At 36.3% G+C, this 20,744-nt stretch carries 17 protein-coding genes; 14 read left to right on the top strand and 3 right to left on the bottom strand.

Translation table 11 applies throughout. The features are described 5' to 3' along the window. The first annotated feature begins 147 nt into the window (after nucleotides 1-147). Nucleotides 148-2,277 (top strand): DNA helicase RecQ, encoded by a 2,130-nt coding sequence (gene recQ / locus JR050_RS10750; protein WP_204203666.1) that lies wholly within the window; start codon nucleotides 148-150, stop codon nucleotides 2,275-2,277. Nucleotides 2,278-2,318: 41 nt separating this feature from the next. Here the strand turns inward: recQ and JR050_RS10745 are convergent, their stop codons facing one another. Further along, nucleotides 2,319-4,010: an ABC transporter substrate-binding protein gene (locus tag JR050_RS10745; RefSeq protein WP_204203499.1), complete on the bottom strand. Its 1,692-nt coding sequence runs from the start codon at nucleotides 4,008-4,010 to the stop codon at nucleotides 2,319-2,321. Between the two features lie 95 nt (nucleotides 4,011-4,105). On the opposite strand from JR050_RS10745, the gene JR050_RS10740 reads away from it, so the two are divergent. Beyond that, a complete protein-coding gene (locus JR050_RS10740) occupies nucleotides 4,106-4,999 on the top strand; it encodes a DMT family transporter (protein ID WP_204203498.1) in 894 nt (297 codons plus the stop codon). Nucleotides 5,000-5,150: 151 nt separating this feature from the next. Next, the gene (locus JR050_RS10735) at nucleotides 5,151-5,978 is read left to right on the top strand and encodes a GNAT family N-acetyltransferase (RefSeq protein ID WP_204203497.1); all 828 of its coding nucleotides are present in this window, start codon (nucleotides 5,151-5,153) and stop codon (nucleotides 5,976-5,978) included. Nucleotides 5,979-6,048: 70 nt separating this feature from the next. Here JR050_RS10735 and JR050_RS10730 read toward each other — a convergent pair whose 3' ends face one another. Next, the gene (locus JR050_RS10730; protein WP_204203496.1) at nucleotides 6,049-6,537 is read right to left on the bottom strand and encodes a MarR family transcriptional regulator; all 489 of its coding nucleotides are present in this window, start codon (nucleotides 6,535-6,537) and stop codon (nucleotides 6,049-6,051) included. Between the two features lie 629 nt (nucleotides 6,538-7,166). On the opposite strand from JR050_RS10730, the gene JR050_RS10725 reads away from it, so the two are divergent. The 11 genes from JR050_RS10725 to JR050_RS10675 all read left to right on the top strand — a co-directional run bounded on the left by JR050_RS10725 (nucleotide 7,167) and on the right by JR050_RS10675 (nucleotide 18,834). Then, nucleotides 7,167-8,201 carry a LacI family DNA-binding transcriptional regulator gene (locus tag JR050_RS10725; protein WP_204203495.1) on the top strand — a complete coding sequence of 345 codons (1,035 nt, stop codon included), beginning with the start codon at nucleotides 7,167-7,169 and terminating at the stop codon, nucleotides 8,199-8,201. Further along, nucleotides 8,194-8,889: an RraA family protein gene (locus tag JR050_RS10720; RefSeq protein WP_204203494.1), complete on the top strand. Its 696-nt coding sequence runs from the start codon at nucleotides 8,194-8,196 to the stop codon at nucleotides 8,887-8,889. Before JR050_RS10725 ends, JR050_RS10720 begins: the two co-directional genes overlap by 8 nt. After that, entirely contained in the window at nucleotides 8,858-9,961 is a 1,104-nt protein-coding gene (locus JR050_RS10715) for an Ldh family oxidoreductase (protein WP_346726741.1), read from the top strand. The genes JR050_RS10720 and JR050_RS10715 overlap by 32 nt, the downstream gene beginning before the upstream one ends. After that, nucleotides 9,954-11,138, top strand: coding sequence for an iron-containing alcohol dehydrogenase (locus JR050_RS10710; protein ID WP_204203493.1), 1,185 nt, complete (start codon nucleotides 9,954-9,956; stop codon nucleotides 11,136-11,138). Before JR050_RS10715 ends, JR050_RS10710 begins: the two co-directional genes overlap by 8 nt. A 26-nt stretch (nucleotides 11,139-11,164) precedes the next feature. Continuing rightward, complete coding sequence (locus tag JR050_RS10705) at nucleotides 11,165-12,664, top strand: aldehyde dehydrogenase family protein (protein ID WP_239454284.1); 1,500 nt, start codon at nucleotides 11,165-11,167, stop codon at nucleotides 12,662-12,664. 75 nt (nucleotides 12,665-12,739) lie between these two features. Next, entirely contained in the window at nucleotides 12,740-13,759 is a 1,020-nt protein-coding gene (locus JR050_RS10700) for a TRAP transporter substrate-binding protein (RefSeq protein ID WP_204203492.1), read from the top strand. A gap of 136 nt (nucleotides 13,760-13,895) precedes the next feature. Further along, nucleotides 13,896-14,411, top strand: coding sequence for a TRAP transporter small permease (locus JR050_RS10695; RefSeq protein ID WP_204203491.1), 516 nt, complete (start codon nucleotides 13,896-13,898; stop codon nucleotides 14,409-14,411). Next, complete coding sequence (locus JR050_RS10690) at nucleotides 14,389-15,705, top strand: TRAP transporter large permease (protein WP_204203490.1); 1,317 nt, start codon at nucleotides 14,389-14,391, stop codon at nucleotides 15,703-15,705. Before JR050_RS10695 ends, JR050_RS10690 begins: the two co-directional genes overlap by 23 nt. Nucleotides 15,706-15,725: 20 nt before the next feature. Continuing rightward, the gene (locus tag JR050_RS10685) at nucleotides 15,726-16,859 is read left to right on the top strand and encodes a glycerate kinase (protein WP_204203489.1); all 1,134 of its coding nucleotides are present in this window, start codon (nucleotides 15,726-15,728) and stop codon (nucleotides 16,857-16,859) included. A gap of 22 nt (nucleotides 16,860-16,881) precedes the next feature. After that, a complete protein-coding gene (locus JR050_RS10680; protein WP_204203488.1) occupies nucleotides 16,882-17,886 on the top strand; it encodes a 2-hydroxyacid dehydrogenase in 1,005 nt (334 codons plus the stop codon). A gap of 417 nt (nucleotides 17,887-18,303) precedes the next feature. Further along, complete coding sequence (locus tag JR050_RS10675; protein ID WP_204203487.1) at nucleotides 18,304-18,834, top strand: GNAT family N-acetyltransferase; 531 nt, start codon at nucleotides 18,304-18,306, stop codon at nucleotides 18,832-18,834. Nucleotides 18,835-18,859: 25 nt separating this feature from the next. Here the strand turns inward: JR050_RS10675 and JR050_RS10670 are convergent, their stop codons facing one another. After that, nucleotides 18,860-20,701: a DNA ligase D gene (locus JR050_RS10670; protein WP_204203486.1), complete on the bottom strand. Its 1,842-nt coding sequence runs from the start codon at nucleotides 20,699-20,701 to the stop codon at nucleotides 18,860-18,862. Nucleotides 20,702-20,744: the final 43 nt, after the last annotated feature.

Raw genomic sequence — 20,744 nt, 5'->3', positions numbered from 1 at the left:
TAACGGGGGCCAGTCCCCCATTGCTTTAATGCGTTAAAGTATACCGCATCAATCCAGCAAAGGGATTTTCCACTCAAATTCTGTCTAGTTTTTTGTTATAATAGAGTAGTTATATTACTAGTATTATAGGAGGGAAGTGATTCTGTGATGATGCAAGAGGCTGAAGGTTTGTTGAAGAAGTATTATGGATATGATTCGTTTCGAAATGGACAGGCGTCAGCAATTCAGAATGTGTTAGAAGGTAGAAATTCACTTGTTCTAATGCCGACTGGAGGTGGGAAGTCTATTTGTTATCAAGTGCCTGCCCTTATGATGGACGGCATTACGATTGTTATTTCACCTTTGATCTCGCTTATGAAGGACCAGGTAGATAGTCTTCTTTCAATCGGGATATCGGCTACTTTCATTAATAGTTCTTTATCTCAGCAAGAGGTATATGCTAGAATCGAATCTGCTAGAAATGGTGAATACAAATTAATTTATATTGCCCCTGAACGGTTTGAATCTCCTCAATTTTGTTCTCTAATTGAAAATCTCCATATTTCTATCATTGCTATCGATGAAGCGCACTGTATATCCCAGTGGGGTCATGATTTTCGTCCAAGCTATCGTACACTTTCTCACGTAATTCAAGATCTTCCGATGAGACCTGTTATTATTGCTCTAACTGCTACTGCGACGAAAGATGTAATACATGACATTAGTTCACTTCTTTATATCAATGAGGATGATGTGTTCGCTACAGGATTCAAGCGAGAGAATCTTATGCTTTCTGTTGAAAAAGGTGTAGATAAACTATCTGTTATAAAAGATTTACTACAGAAATATAAAGAAACCTCAGGCATTATATACGCATCAACTAGAAAAGACGTAGAGAAACTATATGAATATATAAAAAAACTAGGTTTTTCTGTTGCCAAATACCATGCAGGTTTAAATGATAACGAACGTAAAGAAGCGCAGGAAGCTTATTTATTTGATCAAGTTCAAGTGATGGTTGCAACAAACGCGTTTGGTATGGGAATTAATAAGTCGAATGTAAGATTTGTCATTCACTATCAGTTACCTAAAAATATTGAAGCGTATTATCAGGAGGCAGGGCGTGCTGGTCGAGACGGAGAACCAAGTGAATGTACATTGCTCTTTTCCCCGCAAGATGTTCAGTTACAGAAATTTTTAATAGAGCAAAATCAAATGAATTCAGAAAGAAAGCAGCAAGACTATCGGAAGCTTCAAGCAATGATTGACTTCTGTCATACCGAGCAATGCTTGCAACATCATTTACTACATTACTTTGGTGATGAACATGCTCAAATGCGATGTGAAAACTGCTCAAACTGTAAAGATAACCGTGAAAAAATAGATATAACGAAAGAAGCTCAGATTATTTTCTCTTGTATTAAGAGAATGAAGGAACGTTTTGGAGTTACCCTAGTGGCACAAGTGCTGAAAGGATCAAAAAATAAACGAATCATGGAGCTCGGTTTCCATGATTTATCAACCTACGGACTTCTTAGCAAATATACAGAAAAAGAACTATCAACAACGATTCAGTACTTAATAGCAGAAGGGTACTTAGTATTATCAGAAGGTCAATACCCAACTCTTTCGTTAACCAATGAATCCAGACCGGTATTACTAGGAGAAAAGCTTGTTTACAAAAGAGCGGCCATGATTAAGCGTGATAAAGTAGTTGTGGATGACGAACTATTTAACCGACTACGAGCTGCCCGTAAGGAAATATCGACTGATGAAAAAATTCCACCGTTTGTTGTCTTCTCCGATCGAACTTTACGAGAACTATGTGAAATGCAGCCGTTAACGATGGAAGAACTCCTTCATGTTAAAGGAATTGGGGAACAAAAACGAGAGCGATACGGTGAAAAAATATTAACAATTATTCATGAATATGTAGAGGAATTCGGTGTAAGTAAAAAGAGTGAGCCTATTATAAAAACGAAAAAGGAAACCAAACCAAGTTATTTAGAAACATATGAAATGTATACCGAAAGAAAGAGCCTTAATGAAATCGCAAAAGCTAGAGAGTTATCCTTAATCACCATTCAAAACCATATCGTCCAAGCAGCGGAAGAAGGATTATTCACAACTTGGGACGATGTCTTTACACCTGAAGAAGAGGCGCTCATAATTGAAAAGGCAATGGAAACGGGTTCTGACAAACTCAGACCAATTAAAGACCTTTTACCAGATGAAATCGATTATTTCCAAATAAAAATGGCGCTTACAAAACTAAACTTACAGGCAGAGATTGTTTAAAACCTCTTCAAGCTGAACCCTCCTTTCCTAAGGAGGGTTCTTTACTTTCTAAAGAAAAATAAGTCCTTAAACGAAGCCATTCCGACATTAGACAAGGAGATTCCTTTTAAACTTTCATGGAAAAAAGCTTGTTGTGTTGTTGTATATAAAGGGAGGAGGATCCCCGAGTCTAATAGCTCTTTTTCCAATTGCTTCACCTCCTCGATATTTAGACACACATCCGAACCTTTACTCTTGTGAACCATTGATGTTGGAGAGTTAAACAAATTAAATAGAGATGCCACATGGTTTTCTTCCATTACATATTCCGAATAAAAGAGGTCTACATCTGTAAAATTTTCTGATATGAACTCAGCATACGGTACAACCTTTAATTCTATTTGAATATTTTTAGGGAGTAGCTCAGCTTGTAGCCATTTTACATCTTCAATGTTAGGCACAAGATCATACGTCAAAATCTTTAATGTAATATGCTCCCCTGGAATTAGAGGTACCTCCTCTTTAGGGGAGTATATAATCTCAGATACCTTATCTGTTGGCGATTCTCGATTCCCGTGTAAAGTTTCAATCAACTTTCGCTTATTAATCGCTTCTTTAACTCTCATCTGTGTAATTGTAGGAGTTGTCTTTTTCATATTCCAGATAAGGTATTTGATAGATAAATGCCTTCTCGAAACATGATTGAACGTACTTTTTCGCTCTTGATTCAAAAGGAATGGGATGTATGCAATACGTTTTTCATCAGAAGCCATTATTAAATATTCTGTTATGTTAGGCAAAAAAAACATAATAATTTCATCTAAATGAGCTCGGCCCCAAAAATAAGAATGATGTGCATGTAAAGTCATCGATTCCTCGTTTCTTTCTTTCAAATGGAAAGGACCTGTTCCAATTGGAGAGTATGCAAATTCTTTCATCGTTTTTCCACCATAATCCACCGGGATAATTGAACATTTTGGAGACGAAAGAACATCTATCCAGTTTGAATTTGACTTAGAGAAAGTGAATTGAACAGTATAGGAATCAACTATCCTTACTTCCTTTAAATTACTAACCATCCAGTTTGCTTCTGTACCTTTCATTCTAATAAATGTAAACTTTACATCGTTTGCAGTTAGCTCTTCCCCATTATGAAACTTTACTCCTTTTCGAAGGAATAGCGTCCAGTTTGTAAAGTTTTCGTCGTAAGTCCAATAGTGAGCAATCTTCGGAATCGTGTGCCCTTCTTTATATTCGACTAGCGTATCAAATAGTTGAGAAACAAGATGGCGCTCGGATTGCCGTTCAATTTCTATAGGGTTGAGAGAGTACAGTCTTCGAAAATATGGAAAAGTGAGAACGTCTTTTTTTTCGGTTTGTTTAATATGCTGTTGGTACCCAAAGAGATGCGGTGAGTTCATAAAGATTTCCTGTTTTTGTAACGGTGTTAAATAATTGTTCGCGTAGGAAAACAGTTTTGAATAATTTCCTTCTTGTAGCCACTTTGTTCCTTCTTCTAAAATGACGTCTACTTTACTTTTTAAAAAAGAGATAGAAGAAGAGTTCCCTCTACCACGACCACTTTCCCAAGAAATCCAATTATTCTTTTGAAGGTTACGGATAATATGAACAACATTACGTTCAGAGCAAAATAATAGTAGAGCTATCTGAGCACGAGTTGTGTTTTTCTTTTCTTTCGTTTCAGACGTATTCAGTTCGTTATATAGATTGAGAAAGTGATCAAGCAACTCCATTTCCAATACTCCTTAAAAGGTGAAATTATTGATTATAAGTTTACACTTTTTGTGCACCTTTTACGAGCTAGAATTGGTAGCAAGGGGGAGTAAATATGAAAATCAAAATGATAGCGGTCTTAACGGCAGTTGTCGTAACGATGCTATGGTCATCATCTTATTTTCTAAATGTGTATGCGTTTAAAGAAGGTGTTGGACCGTTAACCTTAGCGGGATTACGTTATACAATAGCAGCATTTGTTTTGTTTTTATTAAGTATAAGTCATAAAGGTGAAACAAAGCATCGAGAAAAAATAACGTGGAAATATATATTTTTACTAGGAATCTCAGGCTATCTTGTAGCGCAAGGATTTCAGTACTGGGGGCAATTTTTTATCACACCTACACAAACATCACTTCTATTAAATATTGGAAATACAACGATTGTTGCGGTGTTAGCTTCCATTTTAATTAATGAAAAGATAAAGAAATTAACGATCGTCGGTATGATTGGAGTTATAGTTGGAGCTGGGTTGTACTATTTTCCATGGGAGTTTAATCTTCAAGATACAATAGGAATCTCTCTAGTTGTCTTTTCTTCTATCGGTTATGGAATTCATATTATATTAATTAGGTTCATACTTAAAAAACACAGCATAAAACCAACAGAGCTTGTTATGAAACCAATGGTAATTGGTGCGATCGGCATGTTATGTATGGGCATATTCATAGAGGCGTTGCCTCATTTTAGTTGGAACTTAGTATTTATCGTGCTGTGGCTAGGAATAGTCAATGGATCAATCGCTTTTACATTGTGGACGTGGAGTCAAAAATACCTTGAAGCGTTCGAAAGTAGTATTATCAACAATTTAATGCTTGTCGAAATTGCCATTTTTGATATGCTACTGTTGAACCGAAACTTTACCCTACTACAATTTACTGGATCTGTAATAGTTACAAGCACAATCCTAATCGTCCAACTTATCCCCCACTTAAAAAAGGAACTTTAACACAGTAAAGCAACGTGGGACTGTCCCCCATCGCTTTACTGTGTTAAAGAACAGGAAGGTAACTACCGAAAGTTATTAGTTGTTTAATTTTTCCATATGAATTATGATGTTGATAGATTTGTAGAAGAGTAGATGATAGGTGAGATGGACGATGCATTTAGTAGATGAGAGTAAATATGGTTTAATTAATGAAGTTTTTCCTATTATTCGTGAGAAGGTTGTGATTCAAGGAGTTCTACACGGTAATAATAAAGGGAAAGTTTATGTGGATAATACTGCTCGACCGCAGGCTGCATTAATTTGGGCTATAAATGAGATGTTTTATTTTGTTGGAACTCCGACACAGATATTTGTGGAAACGGTAGAGGATTTTATCCATCATACGATAAAGCCAGAAGCACTAGAAATTGGGGAAGACTGTTTGAATTTAGAAGTTTATCCTTTTGATAAGTGGGAGCCTTACATAGATAAGATATTTATGGAAACAGAAGTACAGAGAGGAAAAAGAGTTCCGTTTACATTTCATTTACATGACTTTATTAAATACAAACCAGAATATAATGAAAAGCTCAAAGATTACAAGTTTATGAGTGTTAATGATGAAGCGATTCATCTTGATCAGTCCTCTATGCTAAAAACTGAAGTGTTAAAATTCTGGCCATCCTTAGAGGAGTTTCATAAAAAGGGAAATGGCATAGCAGTATTTCATGAAGATGAACTAGTTGGTTCCTGCATTTCCGTTTACGTATATGACAATCATGAGGAAATAGGGATTCATACATATGATGAAAAGCACAGAGGAAAAGGAATTGCGAGTGAAATGGCCCATCAATTTATTAAAAGATGTATAGAGAAGGAGCATATCCCTCATTGGACGACAGAATGGTTCCGGGAGGATTCGATTCACATTGCGCAAAAGCTAGGTTTTGAGAAACATGACCTGTACACAGTATTCTTCTTTCCATTTATAGACGAATAAATAAACCAAGCACTCTATATGCTTGGTTTAAATTGCTTATTTCTAAACAGTTAAATGGTGCAATGATGAATTAAGGTAATTGTTTTTCCGTTTTATCAATCCATTCCACGAACTTTTCACCATGAAAGTGTCTATTAAATTCATTCTGGAAAGAACGGAGATTGTCAATAAGCTCCCTTTTATCTTCACTGTCTCCTTTATGATCACTAACAAAATCAACAAACTGATAATGAAATTCTTTTGACTTTTTCACTGTTTCAATTCCTATAGGAGTTAACTCACACCATGTTATTCTTCGATCATTTTTATCTTTAGTTGTGTTAATTAACATCTTCTTTTTTAATCTAGTGACCATTTGAGCAACTGTAGAAACATCCCATAGCCCCAGCTCTGCTATTTTTGTCATGGGGGCAATTTTCTCAAAACTTACTATCCAAAGAACATGAAGCTCTGAAGAAGTCACGCCAATTTCCCTTGCAACGGTTTGCCAATCATGTTTTAACACTTTGTACATGCCACGCCAATGGTTAATCATTACGTGTAATAGTGCCTGATCCACTTAAACACGCCCCTTTTCTGTCAAATTACGTTCTACGCTTATTGTCGGTTAAATAGAAGGAGCATATAGTTAATATATCGTCCTAGAGTACTAATTTAATAGTAAAAAGAGCTTGGTAATTAGTGGGTAGGGACAGAAATAGGGGGAGCAATAATTCAAATAGAGCATAAAATGAAAAGATTTATTTTGGTATTAATTAAATAAATTACTTGTAATTTCAATCAAAGGAAAAAAATCCATCTTTTATCATAGGGATATGAGTTATATTATAGCGATATAATGAAATGTTTTCTTTGGATGGGGTGAAAAATTCACCTATAGGATGACAGTATACGTATCTTTTATTTACATATAAATTAGTATTAAAAAAAAAAGCAGTGTTACCAATAAAATGGTATTGCTGCTTTTTTGATTTTTTCAAAGGCCAATTCGATAATACAATTTAAATAATTGAGTTTCATAAAAAAATGATTATTAGAAAGATCCGAAATATATCGATTTTTCTATCTTAAAAAAATATTGAGTTTGTAAGAATAATCTGATAAATTTATATTAAACCGATTTCCGAAACCGGTTTCTAAAATCGGTTTCTAAAATAAAAACGCTTACATAAATAGAGAAGGTGAAATATGAAAGTTACAATTGCTGATGTTGCAAAACATGCGGGAGTCTCAAAATCGACTGTTTCTAGAATTCTTAACGGTAACTATGGCCAAAATACCCAAGAAACAATTGATAAGGTACTAAAGGTAATAAAAGAATTAGATTATCGTCCCAATATGCTGGCACAAGGCTTGAAATCGATGAAAACAAATGTAATTGGAATCATCTTATCAAATTTAAAGAACCCATTCTGGGCAAGAGTACTTGAAGGTGTGGAAGATACTTGCCGGTTGAATGGTTATAGCTTAATGATATGTAACTCAAATGAGGACCCATTATTAGAAGAAGAACTTGTAAAAGGGTTTCAAATGAAACAGGTTGACGGAATAATTATGAACCCGACTGTGAAAAACGACTTTCTTTATAAAAGCCTAGTAGAAAAACAGTTCCCTTTTGTAACCATTAACCGAAAAATCTTCGGGTTAGATGTTGATCTTGTAACAATGGATAATGTTGCAGGAGCAGTCGCAGGTGTTGAGCATCTACTGCGACATGGGAAAAAGTCAATTGCCTTATTTGTCTACACGCCAGATTATGTTAGTCCAAGATTAGATCGAATAGAAGGATATAAGAAAGCACTTTCAAACAAAGGTATGAAGGTAGAAGATTCATTGATTCATATTATTGAAGAGAAGAATGGATTGGTAAAAGAAACTGTCAAACGTATTTTATCTGATGACCAAAATCGTCCGGATGCCATATTTTCAACGAATAATATGATGACACTTGAAATACTAGAAGGAATCAAAGAGGTAGGACTAAATGTACCAGATGATATTTCGTTAGTTGGATATGACGAAACTGTTTGGTCTATGCACTTAAATCCTCCTTTAACAACAGTAAATCAGCCATCCTATGAAATGGGTGAAATTGCTGCTAAGAGATTAATAGAGTTAATTGAAAAAGATGGAGATAAACATCCGACAACGAACATTTTGCAGCCTAATTTAATTGTAAGAGAGTCATGTGGAGTCAAAAAGGAGGAGATTTTTAGTGAGTAACATAGGATTCAGAATTTTACCTATAACCAAAAGAGTAGATAAAGCAATAATTGAACAGTACCGCAATGTAGTTACACCTCATATTAGCGACAATTTAAACCGCTTACATTCAATTGGTTCTGAGCTACGACCATTTCACAAGGAAGGAAAACTGCTTGGAACTGCTATTACAGTAAAAACAAGACCGGGTGATAATCTTATGGTTCATAAGGCAATTGATATCGCTGAACCAGGGGATGTCATTGTTGTTGATGCAGGAGGAGATACAACCAATGCGATTGTCGGAGAGATTATGTTAGAAATCTCTAAGAAACGCGGTATCGTTGGATTTGTTATCGATGGAGCGATTCGTGACACTGGTGCATTTATGAAAGGTGATTTCCCGGTCTATGCAAAAGGGGTTACTCATAGAGGGCCATATAAAGACGGTCCAGGTGAAATTAATGTTCCGATTTCGGTGGGAGGAATGGTAGTTTACCCAGGAGATCTTCTTATTGGTGATGAAGACGGACTTGCAGTAGTTCCTGTTGAAAAAGCGGAGGAAGTGCTAGAACTTGTTAAACAACAAGAACTTAATGAACAAAAAATATTTGAGGAAATTGCAAATGGAACAATCGACCGGACATGGATTGACAAAACTCTGAAGGAGAAAGGATGTGAATTTGTTGAGTTTACCGACAAGATATGATTGGAAAAAGCTACAAGATTTCTGTGCAAATGTATTTAGTGCAGCAGGAGTGAAAAAAGAAGTTGCTGATGTAGTTGCTGACTCTCTTATTCAAGCAGATTTACGCGGAGTTGAATCACATGGTGTCGTTCGAACAGCTATTTATTTAAAACGTATTGAGCAAGACATGATTGATCCATTCGCAGAAGTTGAAATTGAAAACGAAAGTGTTGCTACTGCTCTTGTAAATGGAAAAAATCAATTTGGTTCAGTAGTTGGTACAAAAGCACTTGAGGTTGCCATAAAGAAGGCGAAAGAGAATGGAGCTGCACTTGTAGGAGTAAAAGGTTCTAATCATTTCGGAACTGGTGCTTATTATGCTTTGAAAGCAATTGAACAAGAAATGATATTACTTGTTGTATCAAATGCTTCACAAACAATGCCCCCAACTGGTGGAATTAGACCGTTCATTGGTACAAATCCGTTAGCAGTTGGTGTGCCGGCTGGTAAAGAAGAACCCTTCATAATGGATATGGCTACAAGTTTAGTAGCTCGTGGGAAAATTATTGTTGCTGCTCAAAAGGGTGAGTCTATTCCTCTTGGATGGGCTATAGATAAAGGTGGTAATCCAACAACTGATGCTGAAGCAGCTCTTGAAGGCTCTGTACTTCCAATGGGAGGTCCAAAAGGATATGCAATCTCCATGTTTATCGATATTCTAGCAGGTGTCCTTACAGGTGCCGGATTTGGAAAGTACGTTAATAACATGTATGAAAACTGGGAAGAACCACAGAATGTAGGACATTTCTTTATCGCTATTGATATAAAAAAATTCATTCCTATTGAGTTATTTAAACAAAGGATGGATCAATATATTTGCGAAATCAAAGCAGAACCCAAGGCTCCTAATGTGGAAGAGATTTTTATTCCCGGAGAGCTTGAGCATCGTAAAGTGATCGAAAAGAAAACCAACGGTATTGAGCTTCCATTAAAAGTTGTACAAGAGCTACAAAAAATTGGCGAAAGATACGGATTAGACATAACACAAGCACAAATTACACTGAATACTGAGGAGGTAACGAATAATGGTTAATCAATTTCGCTATGAAATCCCAACTGCAATTGAATTTGGAAACGGTGTCATTAATGATTTAGCAAAGCATGTAAAAAATTTAAATGGTACAAAGGTATTAATTGTTGGAGACCCTGGCGTTGTACAAGCTGGTGTAGTTGACAAATTAACAAAGCCCCTAGAAGATAACGGAATTCCTTATGTTACATTCTCTGAAATTGAACCAGACCCTGCCATTCAATCAGTAGAAAAGGGACTTCAGCTTGCAGATGAAGAAGGTTGTGACCTTGTTGTTGGTGTAGGTGGAGGAAGCTCTCTAGATACTGCAAAGGCAATTGGATTAATGCTTACTAACTCAGGTCATATTCGTGATTATGTAGGTATTAATATGGTACCGAATCAAGCTGCGCCAGTGATTGCAGTACCAACAACAGCTGGTACTGGAAGTGAATTAACAATATGGTCAGTACTTTCAGATAAAGAAGTAAAAGTGAAAGTAAGTGTTGGTAGTATTTATAACATGCCGACATTAGCACTCTGTGACCCAGAACTCACAACATCATTACCGCCACATATTACAGCTGCAACTGGGATGGATGCGCTAACTCATGCTTTAGAATCATATGTAAATAAAGCGACTCAGCCAATTTCAGAAGGTCTATCTGTACAAGCTATGAAAATGATTTCGAAAAACCTACGCTTAGCAGTTGTTCAAGGTGAAAATAAAGAAGCTCGTTATCAAATGTTACTTGCTAGTTTAATAGCGGCAATGGCATTTAATACAACAAGATTAGGACTATCTCATGCGTTAGCATTGCCATTAGGTGCTCATTTTAAGATTCCACATGGTGTAGTGAATGCCATTTTATTACCAGAAGTAATGCAATTTAACATCATTGGCAACGTTAAAAAGTTTGCAGAAATCGCAACAATTTTCGGCGAGAATACCATTGGTTTAACAACTAGAGAAGCAGCAGAAAAAGCTGTAACAGCAATTCGTCAATTGAAAAAGGATGTTGGAATTGCTCAAACATTATCTGATTATGGTGTGAGAGAAGAGCATCTTGACATGATTGCAGAGGAAGCGATGCTTTCAGGTAATGTAGCTGTTAATCCAGTTAAACCAACGTTAGAGGATTTGAAAAATATCTGTAGAGCTGCAATGTATCCAGTTGCAAAAGAAGTGGTTACAAATTAATAAGATCTTTACTTGGAGGGGAAATCATGACCGTTAGTAGCGAGAAAAAAGGCATGGAAACGTGGTTAGAAATACTTCAACCAAAAGTCTATGGTAACTTTATCGGTGGGCAATGGGTAGATAGCAACAGTGGTAAGACTTTTTCAATCTATAACTCAGCTAAAAAAGATCAACTATTAGCTTCATTTCAAGATTCAAATGAACATGATGTTGATCAAGCTGTTAAGGCAGCAGATGAAGCCTTTAAAACATGGTCAAAGGTTCCAGGTCCTGACAGAGGAACTATCTTATATGAATTTGCAGATTTACTTGAAAAAAACGCTGAAGAATTAGCTTATATGTTATCAGCAGAGCAAGGGAAAGTGTTCAACGAGTCAATCGGTGAAGTTTACCGTGCTGCTAAGGAAACAAGATTTGCGGCAGGGGAAGCATTCCGCATTGATGGGAACACATTACCAGGTGAAAGACCAAATGTATGGAATTCAACTGTTAGACAGCCAATAGGTGTTATAGCAGCAATCGCACCATGGAACTTTCCAGTTGTTACTCCTGTAAGAAAAATTGCACCAGCATTAGCCTTTGGTTGTACAGTTGTTTTTAAACCAGCTTCTGCAACTCCTTGGACATCCGCAAGATTAATGGAATTATTTGCTGAAGCAGGCTTTCCTAATGGTGTTGTAAACCTAGTTGTCGGTGGTGGCTCGAAAGTGGGTAATCCACTTGTAAATCATCCACTCGTAAAAGGAATTAGTTTTACAGGATCAACAAATTTAGGAGTTCAAATCAATGAATCTGCTGGAAGAAGACTAGTGAAAACACAATTGGAATTAGGTGGGAAAAATCCAGCAGTAGTACTCGACTATGAAAATGTGGAAAATGTTGCAAAACAAATTGTAAGTGCCGCTTTTGCAGTAAGCGGTCAGCGTTGTACTGCAATTAGTAGAGTAATCGTACTAAAGAGTGAAAAAGATGAGCTTACAAATGCCATTATACAAGAAATGAAACAACTCCAAGTTGGTCCTGCATGGGAACAAGGTGCAACAATGGGACCATTAGTAGATCGAAATCAACTCGAGGCTGTTCAAAAATATGTTCATATTGGTAAAGAAGAAGGAGCTACTTTACTATACGGTGGTGAGCAACTCCACGGTGGTAAATATGATGAAGGCCATTATCTAGCACCTACACTCTTTGGAGACGTTACACCTAATATGAGAATTGCGAAAGAAGAAATCTTTGGTCCAGTACTCTCTATTATTGCAGTAAACGACGAAAAGGAAGCGTTTGAAGTAGCAAATTCTGTTGATTATGGATTAGCTGCATCAATTTTCACTAAAAATCTTGCTTCTGCATACGAGTTTGCTGACAAGGTTGAAAGCGGTATGGTTCATATTAACCACGGTACTGCTAGTGCAGCACACCTTCCATTTGGAGGGGTAAAACAATCAGGCTTTGGAGCCTATTCAATTGGACACTCCAATATCGAATTTTTTACAAATGTTAAGGCGGTATATTTTCAGTATTAATTGATTACAAACAATTTGTAGTCATTAGTATATAAAAATCTATCAATAAATCAGAAAAAGAAGGAAGGTAAGAATATGAAAATGAGAAGATGGTTTACAGGTTTATCAGCATTTGCTTTGTCAGTTGGGGTTTTAGCAGGGTGTAGTTCAGATCAGACATCTAGCGAGTCGGACGGAAAAGAAGTAGCTGAAGTAGTTGAATTAAAATTAGGACATGTATGGCCAAATTCCGAAATCCATGCTCAAGCAGCTGAGAAGTTTGCTGAAGAAGTAGCAGAATTATCTGATGGTTCATTAAAAATTGAGCTATTTGAAGATGGTACATTAGGTGCAGATAAAGATCTATTAGAAGGTTTAAAAGTAGGAACTGCCGATATTTGGGTTGGTGGAGCAGGGGTACTTTCTGGGTCATCTGATACTGCAAAAATTTTCACAGTTCCTTTCCTTTTTGATAGCCAAGAGCATTTCGATAAAGTATACAACGGAGAAGTTGGACAAGAGATTTCAGATAAAATTTTAGAAGAATCAGGATACAAAGTATTGTCATACTGGGAGCGTGGAGCTCGCTGGTTAACAGTAAATAAAGAAGTAAAAACACCTGAAGATTTAGCTGGATTAAAAATTCGTGTGCCAGAGAGTCCGGTGTTTGTAAAATCATTCGAACAATTAGGTGCTGCACCTACACCAATGGCATTTGGTGAAGTATTTACATCACTACAACAAGGTGTAATTGATGGCCAAGAAAACCCACTTTCATTAATCTATAACTCTAAGTTTAATGAAGTAGTGGATTACCTAGTAAAAACTGAACATGTTCGTGAACCGATTTCTTTAGTAATTAGTGACACAACATTTAATAAATTAAGCCCTGAACAACAAGAAATTCTAGAAAAAGCTGCTAATGGTGAAGCTAAAAAATATGCTGCTGAAACGATTATTTCTGGAGATAGCGAATACCTACAAAAGCTTCAAGATGCTGGTATGAAATTAGTTGAGCCAAACCTAGCTGATTTCCAAGCAAAGCTTGATGGATTTGTAGATACAAATTTCCCTGAAATTAAAGATATCTTTGAAAAAGTACGTTCTGCAAAGTAATTCCAATTTTATCAAGTAGAATGTGAGTGAGGGGAAATCCCTCCCCTCTCCTTTCTACGAGTCTTATATTCTTTTGATAAAGAATATGGAGCTCGTAGAAAGTTTAACCTTATTAACTGCATTAGGAGGAGGCTATATGAGAGGGTTTATTAAACTAGTAGATTTATTAAATCATTGGGTATTTAATTTTTTAGCGATTGTTTTTGGAGGAATAGCAGTACTAACTGTATATCAAGTTTTTGCACGTTACGTTTTAAATAGTCCTCTAGTTTGGTCTGAAGAGGTAATAAAATATTTAATGATCTGGATTGTACTACTTGGAACAGCAATTGCATTAAGAAAAGGATTACTAATTTCGGTTGAGATTGTGCTACATATCGTTCCGAAGATAATTCAAAAAGTAATGCAAGCTATCATTACTATACTTAATATGGTATTTCTAGTGTTACTAGTACAATATGGGTTTAAAATTCTTGAGACAATACAAGGACAAACAACTGGGGCACTTGAACTACCCGTTTCTTGGACATATGCTGCTGTACCAATAGCTAGCATTTTAGCATTAATTAATTGTATTGCCGTATTCATAGAAATCTTTACATCTAAAGATAACCCGGAGGTGGACAACGATGGCACTACTATTATTCATTAGTTTAATTATTCTATTTGCATTAGGGGTACCAGTTGCCTTTTCAATGGGTTTGTCCTCCATATTTGCAATGACAAGTGAAGATATCTCGATTCAAGTTGCTGTGCAAAAGATTTTTTCATCTATGAATTCATTTCCATTAATGGCGATTCCATTCTTTATATTAGCAGGAAGTCTAATGGAAGCTAGTGGAATTTCAAAAAGATTAATAGATTTTGCAAATTCGCTTGTAGGTAAACTTACAGGTGGGTTAGCAATGGTTACCGTTTTAACAGCAATGTTCTTCGCGTCAATCTCAGGCTCTAGTGCAGCAACAGTTGCTGCGATTGGTAGTATCTTAATTCCAGCAATGGTCAAAAGAGGATTCCCTAAACCATTTTCAACTTCTGTTCAAGCTGTTTCAGGAGAACTAGGAGTAATTATCCCTCCTTCCATTCCAATGATTATTTTTGCTTTAACTGCCGGTGTTTCAATATCCATTGGTGATTTGTTTATGGCTGGGGTTATGCCAGGGTTATTAATTGGTGGATCTCTTATGATAACGATATTCTTTATTAGCAAAATAAAAGGCTATGGAAAAGGAACGATAAATCAAAGTGAAGAAGATCTTGAAGAAGAAGATGAATTAATGACTGCCAGAGGTAGATTAAAAGCTTTTAAAAGTGCAATACTGCCTTTACTTATGCCTGTCATTATTTTGGGTGGTATTTATGGCGGTGTTTTCACACCAACAGAGGCTGCAGCTGTAGCTGTAGCATATGCCTTTATTTTAGGAGCATTTGTATATCGCAGTTTAACAGTTAAAAGTATGATGGAAGTTTTGCGTAACTCTGTTCTCTCAACTTCAATTATCATGTTTATTATTGCTAATGCAGGGCTTTTAGGCTGGGTTTTAACGTCTGAGAAGGTTCCAGCAACTGTGTCTCAATGGTTTATCTCAGTATCAGACAACCCAATCATATTTTTATTACTCGTAAACGTATTATTATTATTTGTAGGTATGTTCCTGGAAACAGGTGCTGCGATTGTTATTATGGCACCAATTTTAACACCTGTTGCGATTTCATTTGGCATTGATCCCATTCATTTTGGAATCATTATGATTGTAAACCTTGCAGTAGGAATGCTGACTCCTCCAATTGGAGTAAATCTATTTGTCGCATGTCAAATTGGAAAACTGCGAATTGATCAAATTCTAAAACCGCTAATCCCTTTCTATTGCGTGTTATTAGTTGATATCTTATTAATTTCATATTTACCACAAATCTCATTGTGGCTTCCAAATTTCTTAAAGTAGGCAGATAGGAGGCGAATTCTATGAATATAGTGGTAGCTCCTGATTCTTTTAAAGGCTCCATTTCAGCCCGTGATATTTGTACAGCTGTAGAAAAAGGTGTTCTGCGCGTTTTTCCGCAAGCTTCTGTGGTAGGATTGCCATTAGCAGATGGTGGTGAAGGAACAATGGAGAACCTTGTTTATGCATCTGGTGGTTCTAAATTTGAAGTTGTAGTAAAAGGTCCACTTGGTAAACCCGTTACAGCATCGGTTGGTATTTTGGGTGATAAAGAAACTGTGATTATTGAAATGGCTCAAGCATCAGGGCTAACTCTTGTTTCAGAAAATGAAAAAAAACCATTCCTTGCAACTAGCTATGGTACAGGGGAACTAATTAAATATGCCCTTGATCGAAACTATCGAAAATTTATCATCGGACTTGGCGGTAGTGCGACAAATGATGGTGGTACAGGAATGTTAAAAGCGTTAGGTGTAAGATTTTTTTCATCTGATGGAAAAGATCTGCCTGAAGGTGGAGGAGCTCTATCAAGACTGGATCACTTTGATGATTCAGGCATAGATCCTCGAATTAAGGAGTCTTCATTTATAATTGCAAGTGATGTAACAAATCCACTATGTGGACCAAATGGAGCTTCTTCAATATTTGGACCTCAAAAAGGAGCATCCCCAGAGGATGTTACTATTCTAGATCAAGCATTACTAAATTTTAGTAAAATTGTTCAAAAACAAAGACAAATCGACATCTGTCAAATCGTAGGTGGTGGAGCCGCTGGTGGTATGGGTGCAGCATTGGTTGCGTTTTTACAAGCTTCAATCCAGTCAGGAATAGATGTCGTAATGGATGCGGTTCAATTCGGTGAAAAAGTGAAGGATGCAAATTTTATCATTACAGGCGAAGGTAAATTAGATAGCCAAACTCTTTCGGGTAAAGTAATTGCAGGGGTAAGTAAAATGGCTAAAAAGCATCAAATACCTGTGATTGCGCTATGTGGAGGACTGGAGTTAGATGGTAATCAAATGGATGAGCTTGGCATCGTAAGTGGTTTCTCTATCGTACCAGGTCCGTGTACGCTTGAAGGGGCAATGGAGAAGTCTGCAAAGTGGATGGAAGAACGAACAGAACAAATTATGCGTTTAGTGAAAGTCTTTTCATAGGGGAAGGGAGGAGGATGACAGTTTGAAACCAAAAATATTTATTACAAGACAGATACCGACCCATGTAATGAATCAATTAAAAGAGGTTTGTGATGTTTCAATTTGGAACGAAGAAGATACACCAGTTCCACGTGAGATTTTAGAAGAAAAGATAGTAGATATAGACGGATTATATTGTTTGTTAACAGATACAATAGACGAGGAATTGCTTCAAAAAGCGAAAAATCTGAAAGTGATTAGTAATATGGCGGTAGGGTTTAATAATATTGATGTTGATGCAGCTACGAAAAGGGGAATAATTGTTACGAACACCCCAGGTGTATTAACAGAAACAACAGCAGATTTAACATTCGCATTATTAATGGCTACTGCTAGAAGAATAACAGAGGCTTCCGATTTTTTAAGAAGTGGCAAATGGAGCTCGTGGTCTCCGATGCTTCTAACAGGTCAAGATATTTATAACTCTACTATGGGAATTATTGGCCTAGGCGGTATTGGCAAAGCACTAGCTAAAAGAGCACAAGGCTTCAATATGAATGTACTGTACCATAATCGAAGTAGAAAATTAGATTCGGAACAGGAACTAGGATTAGAATATTGTTCATTAGAAGACCTATTAAAAAGGTCAGATTATGTTTGTATCATGACGCCTTACACTCCAGAAACGAAAAACATGATTAGAGATGAGCATTTCAAAATAATGAAGGATACTTCCATTTTAATCAACACTGCTCGTGGTGGCATCGTCAACGAAAATGATCTTTATTATGCGTTAAAGGATGGAGAAATTTGGGCAGCAGGCCTGGATGTTTTCGAACAAGAACCTGTTGATTTCAATCACCCATTATTAACTTTACCTAACGTTGTTACACTTCCTCATATAGGAAGTGCAAGTATTGGTACAAGAACGAAAATGGCAGAAGTAGTAGCAGAAAACATGCTTCAAGCTTTAAATGGTGAAATTCCTGTAAATATTGTAAATAAAGAAATAGTTTCCAATAAATCACCGATTTCTTACTTTAATTAGAAATCTAAGATGCTGGGACAAAAGTGTTTTAGTCTAAGGAAAGCCCGAACTAATTGCATTGTAGGAGCAAATTAGTTCGGGTTTTTAACTTGTTCACATGTACATCTAGATTCTAGCTCTTACCAGCGGTTGATTGGAGTGCAAGGCGAAGACTCCTGCGGGAAGAGTAGCTTATGTGAGACCCCGCAGGCTCGCCAAGGAGGCTCACGGGCTACCCGCGGAAAGCGAAGTCTTGCACGGAAATCATAAGCGGTATTAAAAGCCTACACTGAAATTGTTTGTATTTATGTGGTGTTTTTTAGTTTTGTCCCAACCTCTTATTTAATGACTTGTTAGAGGTAGAATCGTCTTTGAAAGCTAATTTAATAGTAAATATAACTTGGTAATTAGTGGGGAGTTACATATAAGGAGGAAAAGATGATTCAGTTAAATGAAATAACTATTAAACCACTAGAACAGAAAGATGCAACATTCATTGCCAAATGGTTATCAGACCCAAAAGTATTGGAATATTATGAAGGACGAGATAATCCTTTTACAATCAATAAAGTTTACGAAAAATTTTATAAAGAAAATGATACGGTAAAGCGAAACCTGGTTCTAGTCAATGATTCTCCAGTTGGTTATATTCAATATTACAGGTTAGATCCAGAAGGTGTAAAAAAATATGGATATAATGATAACGAACTAATTTATGGGCTCGATCAATTCATTGGAGAAGTACAACATTGGGGAAGTGGACTTGGCACGAAACTAGTTACAATAATGAAAGATTTTCTATTCAACGTATTAAACGTTGATCGCATCGTTATGGATCCACAAGCCTGGAATACACGAGCCATTCGTTGTTATGAAAAGTGCGGTTTTACAAAAGTAAAATTATTACCTAAAAATGAATGGCACGAAGGAGAATACCGTGATTGCTGGCTAATTGAATGTACTAAATGAGGAACTCTTTATGAATTCCTCATTTTTAAGTAGTTTGCGATAAAAAATTGAGAATGTCTTGGAAGGGCTGCGAGTACTTCGCTTCAAAATAAGATTGAAAAGGATCTCCCACTTTTTTTATTCGATCCATAATGGAATTGACAGGGAATTTCACAGGTGACAAGCTTTCAGTTACTTCCTCCCAATACAAAGGTGTTGCAATTAAAGCATCTTCATTTCCTCTCGCTGAATAGGGGCAAATAATGGTTTTTCCTTCCGCATGCTGGATATAATCAACGTATAATCTATTTCCACGATTTTTCTTCAATCTTTCTATCGTAAATGAACCAGGATCCTTCGTAATTAAATAATGTGCCATAAACTCAGTAAATTTCCTTGTATCCTCATATGAAAATGTATTTTCGGGAAGTGGGATATAAATTTGTAATCCTTTGTTTCCAGACGTTTTTATAAATGTAGTTAGTTTCAACCCGTCAAAAACCTCTTTCATCATGAGTGCGGCCTTAATCGCTAAATGAAAGTCGTTTCTTGATGGTGGGTCTAAATCAAAGACAATTTCAGATGGTCCTTTTGACTTAATCGTTTGAAACGGGATGTGAAATTCAAACGCTAATTGGTTTCCGAGCCATGCTAGCGTTTCGATGTTGTTACATACAATATAATGAATGCCTTCTGATTCAACTGTTTCAATGAAATCCGGTGCATAGTCAGGTCTGTTTTTTTGATAAAATGGTTCGCCTAGCATCCCATGTGGATAACGAATGACAGTTAATAACCGATTTTCTAGAAAAGGCATCATATATGGGGCAATATCTCGTAAATAAAATAAATATGTTTGTTTATCAATTTTCTTCTTTGGCCATAACGGCTTATCCGGATGGGTAATGACCACCTCTTCAGGAAGGGGGTGTAATCCTTCTTGAAGTTTCTGCCACGTGCATTCTTCCCATTGTATATCAAAACGAAAACGTACGAAATTAGGCTGACGTAATGCTTCTTTATATAATTCTAAAAAAGATAATTCTACACAGATGCCTGGGTCTACATAAATAAAATCAGTGTTTTCTTTTACCTTATTTGCTTTAATAACTTGAATAAGTGCATCTCTTTCCTCTGATGAAAATCCATGTGAGACAAGACCAACTGGAAACGTTTCTCCATTACGAATGACCGAAACATGAAAGTAGCCATTCTTCTTTTCATAGGCCGTAACAAAGAAAAAACCATATTTCCAGTTTTTTACCTTATACCACTGAGTTGATCGTTTTCCTTCTTCCCATTTACTTGATTTGTGTTTAACAATCACTCCTTCTGCCATATACCGTTCTGCGATTTTCCACGCTTCGCTTTGATTTTCAAAGCTTTTTATATATTGAACAAAAACGTCAGATAATGGTTGTACGTCTAAAGGGAGGTTGGCTTCTTTAAATAACTCCAACAGTTTTTTCTTTCGGTTTACATAAGGAGTCGAAGTCAAATAATTATTCTGTATCTGTAAAAGATCAAAAACACAATAATGTGCTCGTTTTTGCTTCATTGAATGATTTATTTTATCTGTTGTTTTCAGTCTCCCCCGAAGCTGAATTTCTTCAAAGTTTGCTTTATAGGGAGAGTCGAGTAAACATAATTCTCCGTCTAATAATAGAGGAAGATGGTCTTTCCAAAGCTCACGTAATAAGGTGACGGCATCCTTTACTTCAGGAAATTGTTCAATTAATGAATTTCCATTTCGACTTATAAGTGAAAATTCATGATGATCAATATAAAATAAAGCACGAAATCCATCGTACTTAATTTCATAAATCCAGTCTTCACCTGATGGAAATTCGAATGTTAGCGTAGGGAGCATTGGTTTAGGGATTTTCATTAGAAATTGCTCCTTCCAAGAAAGGGTCATTAGTCATGTTAGT

Source organism: Bacillus suaedaesalsae (assembly GCF_016890225.1).
In the GTDB taxonomy this organism is placed as follows: domain Bacteria; phylum Bacillota; class Bacilli; order Bacillales; family SA4; genus Bacillus_BS; species Bacillus_BS suaedaesalsae.
The sequence above is the reverse complement of the archived record's forward strand: the minus strand, read 5'-3'. Positions and strand labels throughout refer to the sequence as shown.